At 63.8% G+C, this 14,820-nt stretch carries 12 protein-coding genes, 2 tRNA genes and 1 riboswitch; of the genes, 6 read left to right on the top strand and 8 right to left on the bottom strand.

Annotation, left to right across the window (positions count from 1 at the left end):
* The first annotated feature begins 125 nt into the window (after window positions 1-125).
* Window positions 126-572 (top strand): universal stress protein, encoded by a 447-nt coding sequence (locus tag C513_RS0100220; RefSeq protein WP_018714015.1) that lies wholly within the window; start codon window positions 126-128, stop codon window positions 570-572.
* A 163-nt stretch (window positions 573-735) separates the two neighbouring features.
* Window positions 736-811 (top strand) — tRNA-Gly (locus C513_RS0100215).
* Window positions 812-902: 91 nt separating this feature from the next.
* On the opposite strand, the gene alkB is transcribed toward C513_RS0100215, so the two are convergent.
* The 3 genes from alkB to C513_RS12300 are packed head-to-tail and all read right to left on the bottom strand — an operon-like array spanning window position 903 to window position 3,542.
* Window positions 903-1,559, bottom strand: coding sequence for a DNA oxidative demethylase AlkB (gene alkB, locus C513_RS0100210; protein WP_018714014.1), 657 nt, complete (start codon window positions 1,557-1,559; stop codon window positions 903-905).
* A 48-nt stretch (window positions 1,560-1,607) separates the two neighbouring features.
* Complete coding sequence (locus tag C513_RS12305; RefSeq protein ID WP_018714013.1) at window positions 1,608-2,750, bottom strand: glycosyltransferase; 1,143 nt, start codon at window positions 2,748-2,750, stop codon at window positions 1,608-1,610.
* A 6-nt stretch (window positions 2,751-2,756) separates the two neighbouring features.
* Window positions 2,757-3,542 (bottom strand): UDP-2,3-diacylglucosamine diphosphatase, encoded by a 786-nt coding sequence (locus tag C513_RS12300; RefSeq protein ID WP_018714012.1) that lies wholly within the window; start codon window positions 3,540-3,542, stop codon window positions 2,757-2,759.
* Between the two features lie 145 nt (window positions 3,543-3,687).
* Here C513_RS12300 and C513_RS0100195 point away from each other — a divergent pair, with 145 nt between their 5' ends.
* Both C513_RS0100195 and C513_RS0100190 read left to right on the top strand, forming a co-directional pair.
* Window positions 3,688-4,974: a metallophosphoesterase family protein gene (locus C513_RS0100195; protein WP_018714011.1), complete on the top strand. Its 1,287-nt coding sequence runs from the start codon at window positions 3,688-3,690 to the stop codon at window positions 4,972-4,974.
* Window positions 4,974-8,435, top strand: a complete 3,462-nt coding sequence (locus C513_RS0100190) for an ATP-binding protein (protein WP_018714010.1) — start codon at window positions 4,974-4,976, stop codon at window positions 8,433-8,435. The genes C513_RS0100195 and C513_RS0100190 overlap by 1 nt, the downstream gene beginning before the upstream one ends.
* A 6-nt stretch (window positions 8,436-8,441) precedes the next feature.
* Here C513_RS0100190 and arsC read toward each other — a convergent pair whose 3' ends face one another.
* Window positions 8,442-8,846: an arsenate reductase (glutaredoxin) gene (arsC, locus tag C513_RS0100185; protein ID WP_018714009.1), complete on the bottom strand. Its 405-nt coding sequence runs from the start codon at window positions 8,844-8,846 to the stop codon at window positions 8,442-8,444.
* A 108-nt stretch (window positions 8,847-8,954) separates the two neighbouring features.
* Window positions 8,955-9,059: riboswitch (SAM-I-IV-variant riboswitch) on the top strand.
* Between the two features lie 152 nt (window positions 9,060-9,211).
* On the opposite strand from arsC, the gene C513_RS0100180 reads away from it, so the two are divergent.
* Window positions 9,212-9,397 carry a hypothetical protein gene (locus C513_RS0100180; protein ID WP_018714008.1) on the top strand — a complete coding sequence of 62 codons (186 nt, stop codon included), beginning with the start codon at window positions 9,212-9,214 and terminating at the stop codon, window positions 9,395-9,397.
* Window positions 9,398-9,474: 77 nt separating this feature from the next.
* On the opposite strand, the gene C513_RS0100175 is transcribed toward C513_RS0100180, so the two are convergent.
* The 3 genes from C513_RS0100175 to C513_RS0100165 form a co-directional block, all read right to left on the bottom strand.
* A tRNA-Ser gene (locus tag C513_RS0100175) sits at window positions 9,475-9,565 on the bottom strand.
* A 65-nt stretch (window positions 9,566-9,630) separates the two neighbouring features.
* On the bottom strand, window positions 9,631-10,551 hold the full coding sequence (locus C513_RS0100170; protein ID WP_018714007.1) for an SPFH domain-containing protein: 921 nt from the start codon (window positions 10,549-10,551) through the stop codon (window positions 9,631-9,633).
* A gap of 61 nt (window positions 10,552-10,612) precedes the next feature.
* Window positions 10,613-11,047 carry an NfeD family protein gene (locus C513_RS0100165; RefSeq protein ID WP_018714006.1) on the bottom strand — a complete coding sequence of 145 codons (435 nt, stop codon included), beginning with the start codon at window positions 11,045-11,047 and terminating at the stop codon, window positions 10,613-10,615.
* A 260-nt stretch (window positions 11,048-11,307) separates the two neighbouring features.
* On the opposite strand from C513_RS0100165, the gene C513_RS0100160 reads away from it, so the two are divergent.
* Window positions 11,308-13,668, top strand: coding sequence for an arginine/lysine/ornithine decarboxylase (locus C513_RS0100160; RefSeq protein WP_018714005.1), 2,361 nt, complete (start codon window positions 11,308-11,310; stop codon window positions 13,666-13,668).
* A gap of 102 nt (window positions 13,669-13,770) precedes the next feature.
* On the opposite strand, the gene fabI is transcribed toward C513_RS0100160, so the two are convergent.
* Complete coding sequence (gene fabI, locus C513_RS0100155; protein WP_018714004.1) at window positions 13,771-14,577, bottom strand: enoyl-ACP reductase FabI; 807 nt, start codon at window positions 14,575-14,577, stop codon at window positions 13,771-13,773.
* Window positions 14,578-14,820 lie beyond the last annotated feature (243 nt).

Here is a 14,820-nt window from a genome sequence, read left to right as displayed (position 1 = left end):
TCCCGACAGGGGTGCCGGGTGCTGGGCGCGGTACACTGTCAGAGAGCGGGTGCCTGCAGGTGCCCATCGACATCAGCAAACCGGCAGGGCAGGCCGATTGCCCGGCCATCAGAAAGGAGACCACCATGTTCAACCATATCCTCTTGCCTATCGATGGCTCCGATACCGCCAGCCTGGCCGTTGACAAGGCCATCGCCATGGGCCGCGCCTTCCCCGGCACCAAGATCACGACCGTGTACGTGCTGGATCCGTATCCGTTTGCCAGCGCCGGCCCGGATTTTGCCTTTGGCCAGACGCAATACCTGTCCGCCGTGAACGAGGAAGCCGAGCGCGTGCTGAATGAAGTCAAGCAGCGCTTTGCCGATCAGGGCGTAACGGTCGAGGCCGTGACGGTGGACGCCTATGCCGTCTGGAAGGGCATCATCGACGTGGCCGACCAGGTGGGCGCGGACCTGATCATCATGGGTTCGCACGGCCGCAAGGGCGTGGAAAAGCTGATGCTGGGCAGCGTGGCGCAACGCGTCGTGTCGCATGCATCGCGTTCCGTGCTGATTGTGCACAAGGAAGCGTAAAAACCGCCAAAACCTGTGTACAATGCGCAGCTTCTGACAGCAAACACAGTGCGCTGTCAGCGGCATGCAAGGTTTCGGTAACACGAAGCAGATCGGAAAAAATTTCAGGAATTTTCCGGTAACTTGCAAAAACGCCAGAAATCGTCATATAATGACAGCTTCTGCGGGAATAGCTCAGTTGGTAGAGCGCAACCTTGCCAAGGTTGAGGTCGCGAGTTCGAGCCTCGTTTCCCGCTCCAAATACAAGCCCGGTGCACCATGTGCATCGGGCTTTTGTATTTTCCGGCTACGGTTTTGCTGCAGCGTGCAGGCTGGCGGCCCGGGGCATGATCAACCGGCCTGGCGCAAGGTCAGGTTGATGCGTTGCGCTCCCAGCAGCGGATGCTGTCCCGGCTTGACCGGCAGCACGCCATGAAAACGCATGCGGTCCACACCGCCCCAGACCACCACATCGCCATGGAACAGCGGCACACGCTGCACGGCAGCATCGCGCGTCAGCCCGCCAAACTGGAAAACGGCTGGCAGCCCGAGCGAGACCGAGACAATCGGCTGGCGAAAGTCGCGCTCATGCCGATCCTGGTGCAGGCCCATGCGGGCACCGGGCAGATACCGGTTGATCAGGCAGGTATCCGGCGTGAACGCGGCAAAGCCGGCTTCGGCGGCTGCCTGCCGTCCCAGTTGCAGCAGTTCCTGTGGCATGGCGGGCCAGGGCTGACCCGTGTGCGGATCACGCGCGGCGTAGCGATAGCCGAATGTGTCGGAGACCCAGCCCAGGCTGCCGCAGCTGGACAGGGCGGCTGACATGTGGCGCCCGCCGGCCGTCTGCATGATGCGGAATGGCGATGCTGCGGTCAGCTGCTGCAGCGTGTGCCACAGGCCCGGCAGCATCGGCAGGGCATAAGCGCGCAGCACCACGGCCTGCGCGCCCAGCGGCTCGCGCAGGCCGGCATCCGGGCGCTCATCGGCAAACAGGTCAGGGGTATGCATGGCAGGCCATTCTGGCATGCGCGGTGGCGGGCGGCAATCGTCCGTGGCTCAGAGGGCAAGCTCGTGGTACAGCCGGGACAAGCGGCACGCCATGGCGCTGTCCGACCATTCAGCGGCGTAGGCCGCGGCTTCCTGGCTGAGACGGAACAGGCGCGGGCGGTCCTGCAGCAAGTCCGCCAGGGCCTGGCCGTAGGCGCGCGCGTAGGCTGGTGGCGCGATGGCGCCGCGGCCCGGAGACAGGATATCGATGGTACCCATGGCCGCCAGGGCCACCGCCGGGGTGCCGGCCGCCATCGCTTCCAGCAGCACCAGGCCCTGGGTTTCGGTGGTGGAGGCAAAGGCGAACACATCGGCAGCGGCGTAGCAGGACGGCAGTTCCTGGACGCGATCCATGTAGCCGATGAATTGCACCGACTGCTGCAGGCCGCGTTGCACCACCTGCTGTTGCAGGTCGGCGCGCGCCGGGCCTTCGCCGGCAATCACCAGCAGCAGTTCCGGGCAGGTTTCGAGTGCAGGGGGCAGGGCATCGAGCAGGAAGCCGATATTCTTTTCGTGTGCCACACGTCCCACGAACAAAGCCATCGGGCGTGCCGGGGCGATGCCGTGTTTTTGCCGGAACTGGTTGCCATGGCCATCGGCAAAATTGCCCAGCGGGATGCCGGTGGGCAGCACATGGATCGGTGTGGTCACGCCATAGTCCAGCAGCCGCTGTTGCATGGCGCTGGAAGGCACCACCACCGCATCCAGGGCATTGCACTGGCGTCGCGAAAAACCGCGCGCCTGCCGCTTCAGCCAGCCAGCCGGCAGCAGCGGGGCATAGTGCTGCAGGTATTCCTCGAACAGCGTGTGGTAGGTGGCGATCACCGGCAGACCGCGCTTGCGTGCTGCGCGCAGGCCGGCGTAATGTGCCACGAAGGGCGTTTGCACATGCACCAGATCGCAATCGCTGGCGGCCTGCAGGCAGGTCTGGCGCATGGCGCGCCAGTGCAGCAGACGGTCTTCCGGATCGCGCGGCACCGGGCGGCCGGCAACGCGCAGGATGTCCGGCGTATCGGCTTCGCCCTGGTACGAGGGCACCACCAGGCGCAACTCCACGCCGAAGTTGCCCAGGGTGCGCCGAAAGGTATCGATGGAGGTGGAAACGCCGTTGATGCGCGGAAAATACACATCGGACGCCATCAGGACACGCATGTTCTGTCAGGCCTTGATGGCGTTCCCCATGGCTTCGTCCGGCACCTGTGCCGGAGTGCCCTGGTGCCAGGCAATCAGCTCCAGCGAGCCGTCATGGTCTTCAACGATGGCGGTGCAGGAATCGACCCAGTCGCCGCAGTTGACGTATTCCATGCCCTTGATGTCGCGGATGGTGGCCCAGTGGATATGGCCGCAGATGATGCCGTCCACCTGGTGTTCACGCGCATACTGGACGGCGCATTCCTCGAAGTCGAAGATGAAGTTGAGCGCCTTTTTCACCTTGCGCTTGGCGTAGCCGGCCAGCGACCAGTAGCCGCTGATCCCCAGCTTGCGGCGCGCCCACGACAGCCACATGTTCATGCGCACCAGCCAGTTGTAGGCCTGGTCGCCCATGTGCGCCACCCACTTGTGGTGCTGCGTGACCTGATCGAACTGGTCGCCATGGATCAGCAGGTAGCGGCGGCCGTTGGCGGTCTGGTGGACGAGTTGGTGCACCACCTTGATTTCCAGAAACACGGTGCCGCAGTAGTCCCGCAGCATTTCGTCGTGATTGCCGGGAATCAGGATCACGCGGGTATCGGTGCGGGCGCGTTGCAGCAGCTTCTGTACCACCTGGTTCTGGGCCTTGGACCAGTGCATGCTCCGGCTCATGCTCCAGAAGTCGATCACATCCCCGATCAGGTAGATGTTGTCTGCCGTATGCTCCTCCAGGAACTCCAGCAGTCGTTCCGCCTGGCACGCTTTCGTGCCCAGATGGATGTCAGAAAGAAAGATGGAACGGGCGTGTTTCATGACCGTTAAGGTAAGCGGCAGGCGTGTAAGGCCGGTGACGGGTGCATGTCATTCCCGTGACCCACCGGGAACGTGCAAGCTTGCCGCCGGGGGCTGTTGCAGGGCGGCCACTACAATGCCTGCAACACCTTTCTCCAGTCTGCCCATGAAGTTTCTCCACGCCGCCGATATCCACCTGGACAGCCCGCTGTGCGGTCTGTCGGCCTACCCGGACGCCCCGGCGGAGCGTCTGCGCACGGCCACGCGCTCGGCCTTTGTGCGCCTGATCGATACCGCACTGGCGGAGCAGGTCGATTTCCTGGTGATTGCGGGTGACCTGTACGACGGCGGCTGGAAGGATTTCAATACCGGCCTGTTCTTTGTGCGGCAGATGGGACGCTTGCAGCAGGCCGGCATTCCGATCTATCTGCTGCATGGCAACCACGATGCCGACAGCGACATGACCAGCCGGCTGGTGCTGCCGGAAAACGTCCATGTCTTCACCAGCCGCAAGGCGCAGACTTTCCGCATCGATGCCTTGCGCGTCGCGCTGCACGGCCACAGCTTCCGCACGCGCGAGACGCTGGACAACCTGCTGCCAGGCTATCCCGCAGCGGTACCGGGTTGGCTGAATATCGGCGTGTTGCACACGGCGCTGGAGGGCTACAGCGCCCATGCGCGCTATGCGCCGTGCTCGCTGGCTGAATTGCAGGCACGTGGCTACCAGTACTGGGCGCTCGGCCATGTCCACGAGCAGCAGCTCTGGGCGTATCCCGATTGCACCATCGCCTTCCCGGGCAATCTGCAGGGCCGCCATGTGCGTGAAACCGGCGCGCGCGGTGCCTTGCTGGTGCATGCCGATGACGATCGCATCACGCAGGTGCAGCCGCTGGAGCTGGATGTGCTGCGCTGGGCTGTGCTGGAGGTCTCCGTGGCGGAAGCGGATACCTTCGAGCAGGCCGTGCGTCTGGTCGGACAGTCCCTGCAGCAGCTGCTGGCGGCCTTGCCGGACGGGCATCCGGCGGCGGTGCGTGTGCGGCTGCAGGGCGCTACAGCGGCGCACGCTGCGTTGCTGGCGCGTCAGTCCCAGTTGCGCCAGGAGGTGATTGGGCAGGCGGTGGCACTGGATGCCGACCGGCTCTGGATCGAGAAGGTGCAACTGGCCAGTTCGCCGCTGGAGCGCCAGGCTCTGGACGATGCCGACTGGCAGGACACGCTGCAGGAGCTGGACCAGTTGATGCAGGTGGCGGCGCAGGACCCCGACTGGCTGAAACAGCGCGCCGACATGGTGCAGCAGGCGCTGGGCAAGGTACCGAATGAGGTGTTGCAACAGGAGCCTGATCTGGCTGCCCTGCTTGCCGATACCGCTGCAGCATTGCCCGCCTGGCTGACGCCATCGGCAGAGTTGCTGCAGGCACGCCTGCAGCAGGATGATGCAGGAGGGCAGAGCTGATGCGTATCCGCGAATTGAACCTGATCCGCTACGGCAAATTCACCGATCGCCAGATCCGGCTGCCGGAAGCGGCCTGCGACATCCATCTGGTGGTTGGTCCGAACGAAGCCGGCAAATCCACCTTGCGCAAGGCGATTGCCGATTGGCTCTACGGCATTCCGGCGCGTACACCGCTGGATTTTCTGCACCCCAAGCCGGATCTGCGGCTCGGCGGCGTCCTGCAGCGCGGCAGCGAGCAGCTGGCGTTTGACCGCATCAAGGCCAACAGCAAGACGCTGCGTGATCCGCAAGATGACCGCGTGATTGCCGATGCCGCATTGGCCGATTGGCTGGCCGGGCTGGACCTGCAGGCCTTCGAGCGCATGCAGGCGCTTGATCACGACACCCTGGTACAGGGCAGCGCCGACATGCTGAACGCATCCGGTCAGCTGGGGCAGCTGCTGTTCCAGTCGGCCGCCGGCCTGCAGCACCTGGGCCAGCTGGTGCAGGGCCTGCAGCAGGAGGCCGATACGCTGTGGGCGCCGCGCAAGTCCAGCAACCGCGTCTTCTACCAGGCGCAAGACGCCTTCAAGACCGCCACGCAAGTGCTCAAGGAGCACACGCTGCGCAGCAGCGACTGGAAGAAACAGCAGGGCGAGCTGCAGCAAACGCAGCAGCAACTGCAACAGGCACGCGAGCGCATGCAGCAGCTGGAGCAGCAGATCCAGCGCCTGCGCCGTATCCGGCAGGCCGCGCCGGCGCTGCAACTGCTGGATGAACAGCAGCAGGTGTTGGACGCACTGCTGGCGCAAGGCGTGGCACCGGACCTGCCCGGAGATGCCGCCAGCACCCTGCAGCAGGCACAACAGGACCAGGCCCTGCTCGATGCCGAGCAGCAACGTCTGCAACACAGCTGTGCGGAACTGGAGCGGCAGCTGGCCGGTATCGTGCTGCCACAGGCCTTGCTGCAGGCTGCCGAGCAGATCGAGGCGCTGCAGGACAACAGCAAGCGCTACCGTGACCACGCACGCGATCTGCCGCTGCGCCGCCAGGAATACCGGCAGCAGGAACAGCGCCTGCAGGAACTGGCCAGCGACCTGGGCTGGAGCGGCCTGAGCACCGAGGCGATTGCACAAAGCCTGCCCGGCATGCCGGTGCGATTGCGCCTGCAGCAACTGCTCAAGCGTGCCTCCGGCATCGCCAATGCGCTGACGGTGGCCAACAAGGCCTGCTCCCAGCTGCAGCAACGCCAGCAACAGGCGCAGCAGGAGCTGGACGCGTTGACGCTCCAGCCCGTCAGCGCCGAACTGCACGCAGCCATGCAACAGGCGCTGGCGCTGGGTGATGCCGTCACGCGCCAGCAGCAGCTGTCGCTGCGGCTGCAACAGCTGCAACAGCAGATTGACAACGCGCTGCAGGCGCTGCCACATGCTCCGGAATCGCCGCAAGCCCTGCGCAGCATGCTGCCGCCAACCCAGGTGCGCATCGAGCAGCTGCAACAGCAACAGCGGGATGATGTGCGCGAGCAGCGCCAGCTGGAACAGACCTTGCTTGGCCTGCAACAGGAGGTGGACAGCCGCCATCTGACGCTGGAGCAGCTGGTGCGCACGCACCAGCCGGTATCGCACGGGCAGGTGCAGGCGGCGCGTGATGCGCGTGATGCCCTCTGGCAGCAGTTGCTGCAAACGCCGAGCCAGCGGCTGTCCCAGGCCGACACCTATGCCGAATCGGTACGCACAGCCGATACGCTGGCCGATACCCGCATGGCCACGGCGCAGCACGAAGCTGATCGCCTGAGCCTGCAGCTGCAGCAGGAAAAACAGCAGCAGCTCATCCGTCAGCGCCAGCAGGAGTTGCAGGCACTGGCACAGCGTCAGGTGCAGCTGCAGCAGGACTGGCAGGCCTTGTGCCAGGCTGCCGGCATGCCGGCGCTGACGCTGGATCAGGCCAGCGCCTGGTTGCAGCAGCGGGAGCAGATCCTGAAACTGCTCACGGATCTGGAAGAACAGGAGTTGCAGGCGCAGGTGCTGCAGCAATCCCTCGACAGCAGCCGCACGCAACTGCAACAGGCACTTGGTGGAGAAGCGCAGGGCCTATCCTTGCCGGCCTGCCTGCAACAGGCGCAGCAACGCAGTGCCGCCTGGGAGCGCAGCCAGGGGGAGCGCCAGCGTCTGCAGCGCGAGTTGCAGCAGCTGGCGGTGTCGCAACAGACAACCGTGCTGGAGCAGGAGCAGGCCCGGACAGCCTGGGAAGACTGGCAGCAGCAGTGGAAAGTAGCCTGTGCAGATGCTGGATATAAAGGATCCATTCCTGATCAGGATCAGATAGAGCGTTATCTGGACATATCCATGGATATGCAAAACCGGCTGCAAACCATGCAGCAGCTGGTCAGCGAGCGCATTGGCACCATGCAGGCTGACCTGGATGCCCTGGCACAGCAGGCGCAGGCGTTGCAGCCGTTGGCACCGGAGCTGTCCGGCCTGGCCGCCGATGGCATGGCACGCGAGCTGTTCCAGCGCCTGCAGCAGGCGCGCGAGCAGCAGGCGACGCAGCAGCGGCTGCAAGCCCAGTGCGCCGAACAGCATCGGCAGCTGGAACAGGTTCGGGTGCGCCAGTCACAGTTGCAGGCGCGTCTGCAACCGCTTTACGCCGCCGCCGGTGTGTCCGACATGACGCTGCTGGCACAGGTAGTGAGCCGCTTCACGGCGCAGCAGGCCCAGCGTCAACGCTGTGAACGTGATCGCGAAGAACTGCTGCGCCATGCCGGTGGCCTGAACCTGGAGCAGCTGCGGGCAGAAGTTGCCGCGCAGGAGCTGGACAGTCTGCCGTTGCACTTGCAGCAGGCGCAGGATGATTACGAGAACGTGCGCGGCCAGCTGTCGGAGCTGGGCCGGCAGGCGGGCACGCTGGAGGCCGGTCTGCAGAGCCATGCCGGACAGCAGGATGCCGCTGTGGCAGAGGCACGTCGCCAGGAGGCGATCACGGATATGGCCGAGGCCATGCGGGGCTGGCTGCAGCTGGAGTTGGCGGGCCAGCTGTTGCAGTGGGCCACCGGGCAGTACCGCGAGCGCCATCAGGGGCCGATGCTGCAGCGCGCTTCCGCCATGTTCCGCACGCTGACACTGGGCGCGTTCGAGCGCCTGATCGTGGAGCTGGACAAGAACAAGTCGGAGCTGCGCGGCGTGCGCGCCAACGGCCAGCAGGTGGATGTGTCCGGCCTGAGCGAAGGCACGCGTGACCAGCTTTATCTGGCGCTGCGACTGGCCGCACTGGAGCTGCAGCACGGGCCGTCCGCCCGGGTGCTGCCGCTGATTGCCGACGATGTGTTCATCAACTTTGACGATGCACGCACCGCCGCCGGCCTGCAGGTGCTGGGCGAGCTGTCGCGCCAGCGCCAGGTGCTGTTCCTGACGCACCATGCGCATCTGGTGCCGCTGGCGCAGCAGGTGCTGGGCCCGCAGCTGAACGTGATCGAGCTGTAAGCCGGCTCAGGGCTGCACGACTTCGCCGTTTTCCTTGGTGAACGGGCCTTGCTGTGCTTGCGGCAGGATCTCCAGCACCTGCTCGCAGGGGCGGCACAGGCGCACGCCCTTGGGCGTGGCCACGATGGGGCGGTTCATCAGGATCGGGTGCTGTTCGACAAAGCCCAGCAGATCGGCATCGCTCCACTTGGCGTTGCCCAGGTCCAGCTCCTGGTACACCGATTCCTTCTCGCGCAGGATGTCGCGCACATGGGAGCCCATGCGCTGCAGCAGGGCCTGCAGCTCGGCAGCCGTCAGCGGCGTCTTCAGGTATTCGACGATGACCGGTTCTGCGCCGCTGTTGCGGATCAGGCCCAGGGTGTTGCGCGAACTGCTGCATCGGGGGTTGTGGTAGATGGTGATGTCGCTCATGGCAGGGCTCCTGTGTACGGATGGAGGAATGGGGCGATTGTCGCCGCAATGCGATGCCTGCGGGTTTGCACGGACTTGACGCTGCTGCGGCGCCCGGCATAATGAAGCCATATACATCAGGAGTCGGGCATCTTGCCCGCACCAACCTGCCTCCCGGGGCAAGGTGGTATTGCCAAGCAGATGTGGCCAGCAATGGCAACCAAGCCGGAACAGAAAGCCCTCCGGCCTGTGGCCCGAGGGCTTTCTGCATGGTGTTTCCGGTATAGCGGAGCTGGCCTCCCGTCCGCCGTCTGGCGGGAAACGGCCCGGGTGATTTATCCCGACTTGCCACCCGTAGTCAGACCAAACGCTAAAAGGAGTTTTTCATGTCCGCACCACGTTTTCATCCCGCCATTCCCGTACCCATCTTCGACTTCGAACAGGAATCGCTCGCCTTGTTCGAGCGCCTGCGTCGCAGTGCCGCGGCACCGCAGGCGCAACAGCCCTGGCAGGAGCTGCAGGGCGAGTGGCGTGATCCGCGCCATCTGAGCTGGGAGCGGCTGGCGGCCTGAGACTGGCCTGCGAGCCGCCAGGTAAAAAACCAAAGAAAAGCCCCGATGCTCTTGCAAGTCATCGGGGCTTTTGTATCTGGCGGAGAGAGAGGGATTCGAACCCTCGGTAGGCTATTAACCTACACACGCTTTCCAGGCGTGCGACTTAAACCGCTCATCCATCTCTCCGTGTAAACTGGGATTCTAGCACTACTTCTGCCCTGCGGCAAAGGTTGACGCAAAAAATTTGTGCCTCAGGCCTTGTCACCCTGTTGGGCCTGCACCACCTTCATGGCCGAGGCGATCAGCGAGGACATTTCCGTCATGTTGGACGGCACCACCAGCGTGGTGCGGGCTTCGGAGGCCAGCTTGCCGTAGGCATCCACGGCGCGCTCGGCCACCTTGAGCTGTACGGCCTGGTCGCCACCGGGCTGGCGGATGGCGGCGGCAATGCGCTCGATGGCATCGGCAGTGGCATCGGCCACCGCCTGGATGGAAACGGCTTCGCCCTGGGCGGCGTTGATGGCAGCCTGCTTTTCACCCTCGGAGCGCGAGATGAAAGCGGCGCGTTCGCCTTCGGCCAGGTTGATCTGCTCCTGCTTCTTGCCCTCGGACGAGGCAATCAGGGCGCGTTTTTCGCGCTCGGCGGTGATCTGCGCCTGCATGGCGCGCAGGATTTCGGCCGGCGGCGTCAGGTCCTTGATCTCGTAGCGCAGCACCTTGACGCCCCAGTTCAGCGCCGCCTCGTCAATCGCATTGACCACCTGGGCGTTGATCATGTCGCGCTCTTCAAAGGTCTTGTCCAGCTCCAGCTTGCCGATCACGCTGCGCAGCGAGGTCTGCGCCAGCTGGGTGACCGCCACGATGTAGTTGCTGGAGCCATAGCTGGCACGCATCGCGTCGGTGACCTGGAAATACAGGATGCCGTCCACCTGCAGCTGCGTGTTGTCGCGCGTGATGCAGACCTGGCTGGGTACGTCCAGCGGGATTTCCTTCAGGCTGTGCTTGTAGGCAACGCGGTCGATGAACGGGATCAGGAGGTTCAGGCCGGGGTTGAGCGTGGCATGGTATTTGCCCAGGCGCTCTACCACCCAGGCACTCTGCTGCGGCACCACCTTGACCGATTTGGCTATGAAAATGATGGCGACGACGAGCAGGATGATGGCGTATTCCATGAAAACTCCTTGTGGAAAATGCGAAAGGGGGCAGGGCGACTATAGCCCGGGCGTATGACGATCAGGCTTCCGGGCTGAGTACCAGCTGGCTGCCGCGGATATCGGTGACGGTATGGCGGCCGGTCACTGTCGGCTGCTGCGGGTTGGCCGCCACCGCCTGCCAGCGTGCACCACGGTACTGTACCTGGGTCGTGCCGTCCGGCAGCCAGGCCTCGACCATGACGGTGCTGCCGATATCCAGCTTGTTGCGCGTGGCACTGCGATCGGGATCGGCCGCCTGTTTGCGCCGCTTGCGCAGCAGGTACCAGCCGACGGTCAGCAAGGTACCGGACAGGGCGGCCACCACCAGCTGGGCCGGCAGCCCCAGTCCCAGATGCGCCATCAGCGCGCCTACCACGGCGGCCAGCGCCATCATCAGCAGGAAGAAGGTACCGCTCAGCAGCTCCGCGCCCAGCAGCAGGACGGCGGCAATCCACCACAGGGTTGAGGTTTCCATCGTGTTGCGTCCTCCGGTTGCAGCAGTGCACCTGCGGGCTGCAGGGGCATGCCCTATTGTCATATGGTTGTGACGACCTTGTTGGATCATCGGTGCAGCCACAGGTTCCCGCAACGTTGTCGCACTGCAGCATCAGTACGGCAGCCTGGCGGGTTTTGACATTTTTCTGCACCTGTTTCGCTGTGCAGCCACTATGATGGCGGTTATTCGATACAGGCCGTTCTTGCGGCCTGTTTTGCCATGCCAAGGAGAACTCCCCCGTGAAATTCCGCTTCCCGATCGTCATCATCGATGAAGACTACCGCGCCGAGAACATTTCCGGCCTGGGTATCCGTGCCCTGGCCGAGGCCATCGAAAGCGAGGGCTTCGAGGTGGTTGGTGTGACCAGCTATGGCGACCTGACCCAGTTTGCCCAGCAGCAGAGCCGCGCCAGTGCCTTCATCCTGTCGATCGATGACGAGGAATTCGCTGAAGTCAGCGACGAGAGCGATGTCAGCCTGGCGGTCGAGAACCTGCGCAACTTCATCGAGGAGGTGCGCCGCAAGAACGAGGACGTGCCGATCTACGTCTACGGCGAAACCAAGACCAGCCGCCACCTGCCCAACGACATCCTGCGCGAGTTGCACGGCTTCATCCACATGTTCGAGGACACGCCCGAATTCGTGGCGCGCCACATCATCCGCGAGGCCAAGGCCTATCTGGAATATATCCAGCCGCCGTTCTTCAAGGCGCTGCTGGACTATGCCGAAGATGGTTCCTACTCCTGGCACTGCCCCGGCCACTCCGGCGGCGTGGCCTTCCTGAAATCGCCCATCGGCCAGATGTACCACCAGTTCTATGGCGAGAACATGCTGCGCGCCGACGTCTGCAACGCGGTCGAGGAACTGGGTCAGCTGCTGGACCACAACGGCGCCATCGGCGAATCCGAGCGCAATGCCGCGCGCATTTTCAATGCCGACCACTGTTTCTTTGTCACCAACGGTACCAGTACCAGCAACAAGATCGTCTGGCACCACACCGTGGCTGCAGGTGATGTGGTGGTGGTAGACCGCAACTGCCACAAGTCCAACCTGCACGCCATCATCATGACGGGCGCGATTCCGGTGTTTCTGAAGCCGACGCGCAACAACTTCGGCATCATCGGCCCGATTCCGCAGGAGGAATTCAGCCCCGAGGCGATTCGCGCCAAGATTGCCGCCAACCCGCTGCTCAAGGGCGTGGACCCGGACACGGTCAAGCCGCGCATCCTGACGCTGACGCAGTCCACCTACGACGGCGTGCTCTACAACACCGAAACCATCAAGCAGATGGTAGACGGCTACGTGGACAACCTGCACTTCGACGAAGCCTGGCTGCCGCATGCGGCCTTCCATCCGTTCTATGGCACCTTCCACGCCATGGGCCGCAAGCGTGGCCGTCCGGCCAGGACCATGGTGTACTCCACCCAGTCGATCCACAAGCTGCTGGCCGGCATCAGCCAGGCCAGCCATGTGCTGGTGCAGGACAGCCAGGAGCGCAAGCTGGACAGCTACCTGTTCAACGAAGCCTACCTGATGCATACCTCCACCAGCCCGCAGTACAGCATTATTGCCAGCTGTGACGTGGCTGCGGCCATGATGGAGCCGCCGGGCGGCACCGCCCTGGTCGAGGAAAGCATCGCCGAGGCGCTGGACTTCCGCCGTGCCATGCGCAAGGTGGAGCAGGAATTTGGCAACGACTGGTGGTTCCAGGTCTGGGGTCCGGAAAGCTTTGCCGACGAGGGCATGGGCCGCGCCGATGACTGGATCATCCGCAGCGGCGAGCCGGGCGACCAGTCCTGGCACGGTTTTGGCGACCTGGCCGACGGCTTCAACATGCTGGACCCGATCAAGGCCACCATCGTCACACCCGGCCTGCGCATGGACGGCACCTTTGACGAAACCGGCATTCCGGCCAGCATCGTCACCAAGTACCTGGCCGAGCATGGCGTGGTGGTCGAGAAGACCGGCCTGTACAGCTTCTTCATCATGTTCACCATCGGCATTACCAAGGGCCGCTGGAACACCATGCTGACCGAGCTGCAGCAGTTCAAGGACGATTACGACAAGAACCAGCCGATGTGGCGCGTGATGCCGGAGTTCTGCCAGTCGCATCGCCGCTACGAGCGCATGGGCCTGCGTGACCTGTGCCAGCATGTGCACACGCTCTACGCCGAATACGACATCGCCCGCCTGACGACCGAGATGTATCTGTCCGAGCTGGCGCCGGCCATGACACCGGCCGATGCCTACGCGCACATCGCGCGCCGTCGCACCGAGCGTGTCGCGATCGACCAGCTGGAAGGTCGTGTCACGGTGGGCCTGTTGACGCCGTACCCGCCCGGCATCCCGCTGCTGATCCCGGGTGAGGTGTTCAACCGCAAGATCGTCGACTACCTGAAGTTTGCGCGTGAATTTGCCCGCAAGTGCCCCGGCTTCGAGACCGATATCCACGGCCTGGTCGAGCAGGTGGACGCCAACGGCGAACGCCACTTCTACGCCGACTGCGTGGCCGACGGGGAGCCGAGCCAGGCCACGCCGCCGCTGACCATGGACGACATGATCCAGACGCAGCACCACTCGCCGTTCTCCAGCAACTTCTGAGTGCGGCCGGGTGCCACCATGGCACCCGTTTTCGCCAGCCCATCAAAAAAGCGCCCTGACCAGACAGTCAGGGCGCTTTTGCGCAAGCAGCGGCTGCAGCGATCAGGCCTTGTCGTAATCGGAACCCAGGCCGGCGGTCTGGCTGAAGCCGCAGTCCACATAGCTGATCTCGGCGGTGACACCGGAGGCCAGGTCGGACAGCAGGAAGGCGCAGACGTTGCCGACTTCCTCGATCGTCACGTTGCGGCGCAGCGGGGCGTTGGCAGCCATGTAGGCCAGCAGCTTGCCGAAGTCCTTGATGCCGCTGGCAGCCAGTGTCTTCACCGGGCCGGCGCTGACGCCGTTGACACGGATGCAGCGGCCGTCATCCATGCGGCCGAGCGATTCGGCCATGTAGCGCACGGAAGCCTCCAGGGCGGCCTTGGCCACGCCCATGGTGTTGTAGTTGGGGATGGTGCGCACTGCGCCCAGATAGGTCAGGGTCAGCACCGAAGACTTGTCATTCAGGTAGGGCAGGGCCGCCTTGGTCATGGCCGGGAAGCTGTAGGCGCTGATGTCCAGGGCGGTCTGGAAGTTATCGCGTGTCATGCCGTCCAGGAATTTGCCGGCAATGGCCTCGCGCGGTGCAAAGCCGATGCTGTGCACGAAACCGTCGAACTTGGGCCAGGTCTGGCTCAGGTCGGAGAACAGGCGGGCCACGGATTCGTCGCTGCCGACATCGCACTCGAACACCAGATTGCTGCCAAACTCGGCGGCAAACTCGGTGATGCGGTCCTTGAAACGCTCGCCCACGTAGCTGAATGCCAGTTCGGCACCCTGCTCATGACAGGCCTTGGCGATGCCGTAGGCAATGGAGCGGTTGGAGAGGAGGCCGGTAATCAGCAGCTTCTTGCCGGTCAGAAAACCCATGGATGTGTCCTTTTTTGCTATTGTGGATGCCCGTGCGCGGCTGCGACAGGCCTTGTGCATCATTTTATCGCTGCAGGGCTTGTCCCGTGCAGGCGGATCGTCTATAATACACGCTTATCACCATCGAGCATAAAAGCAATGTGGGTCGGTTTTCAACCGCCCATTTTTTTTGCCCAAGCTGGTGGAAAGACTTGCAGGCTGCTTGAATTTTCTTTTGTAATCAACGGCTTGCAGCATTCAATT

Source organism: Allobrachymonas chironomi DSM 19884 (genome assembly GCF_000374625.1).
Lineage (GTDB): Bacteria > Pseudomonadota > Gammaproteobacteria > Burkholderiales > Burkholderiaceae_C > Brachymonas > Brachymonas chironomi.
The sequence above is the reverse complement of the archived record's forward strand: the minus strand, read 5'-3'. Positions and strand labels throughout refer to the sequence as shown.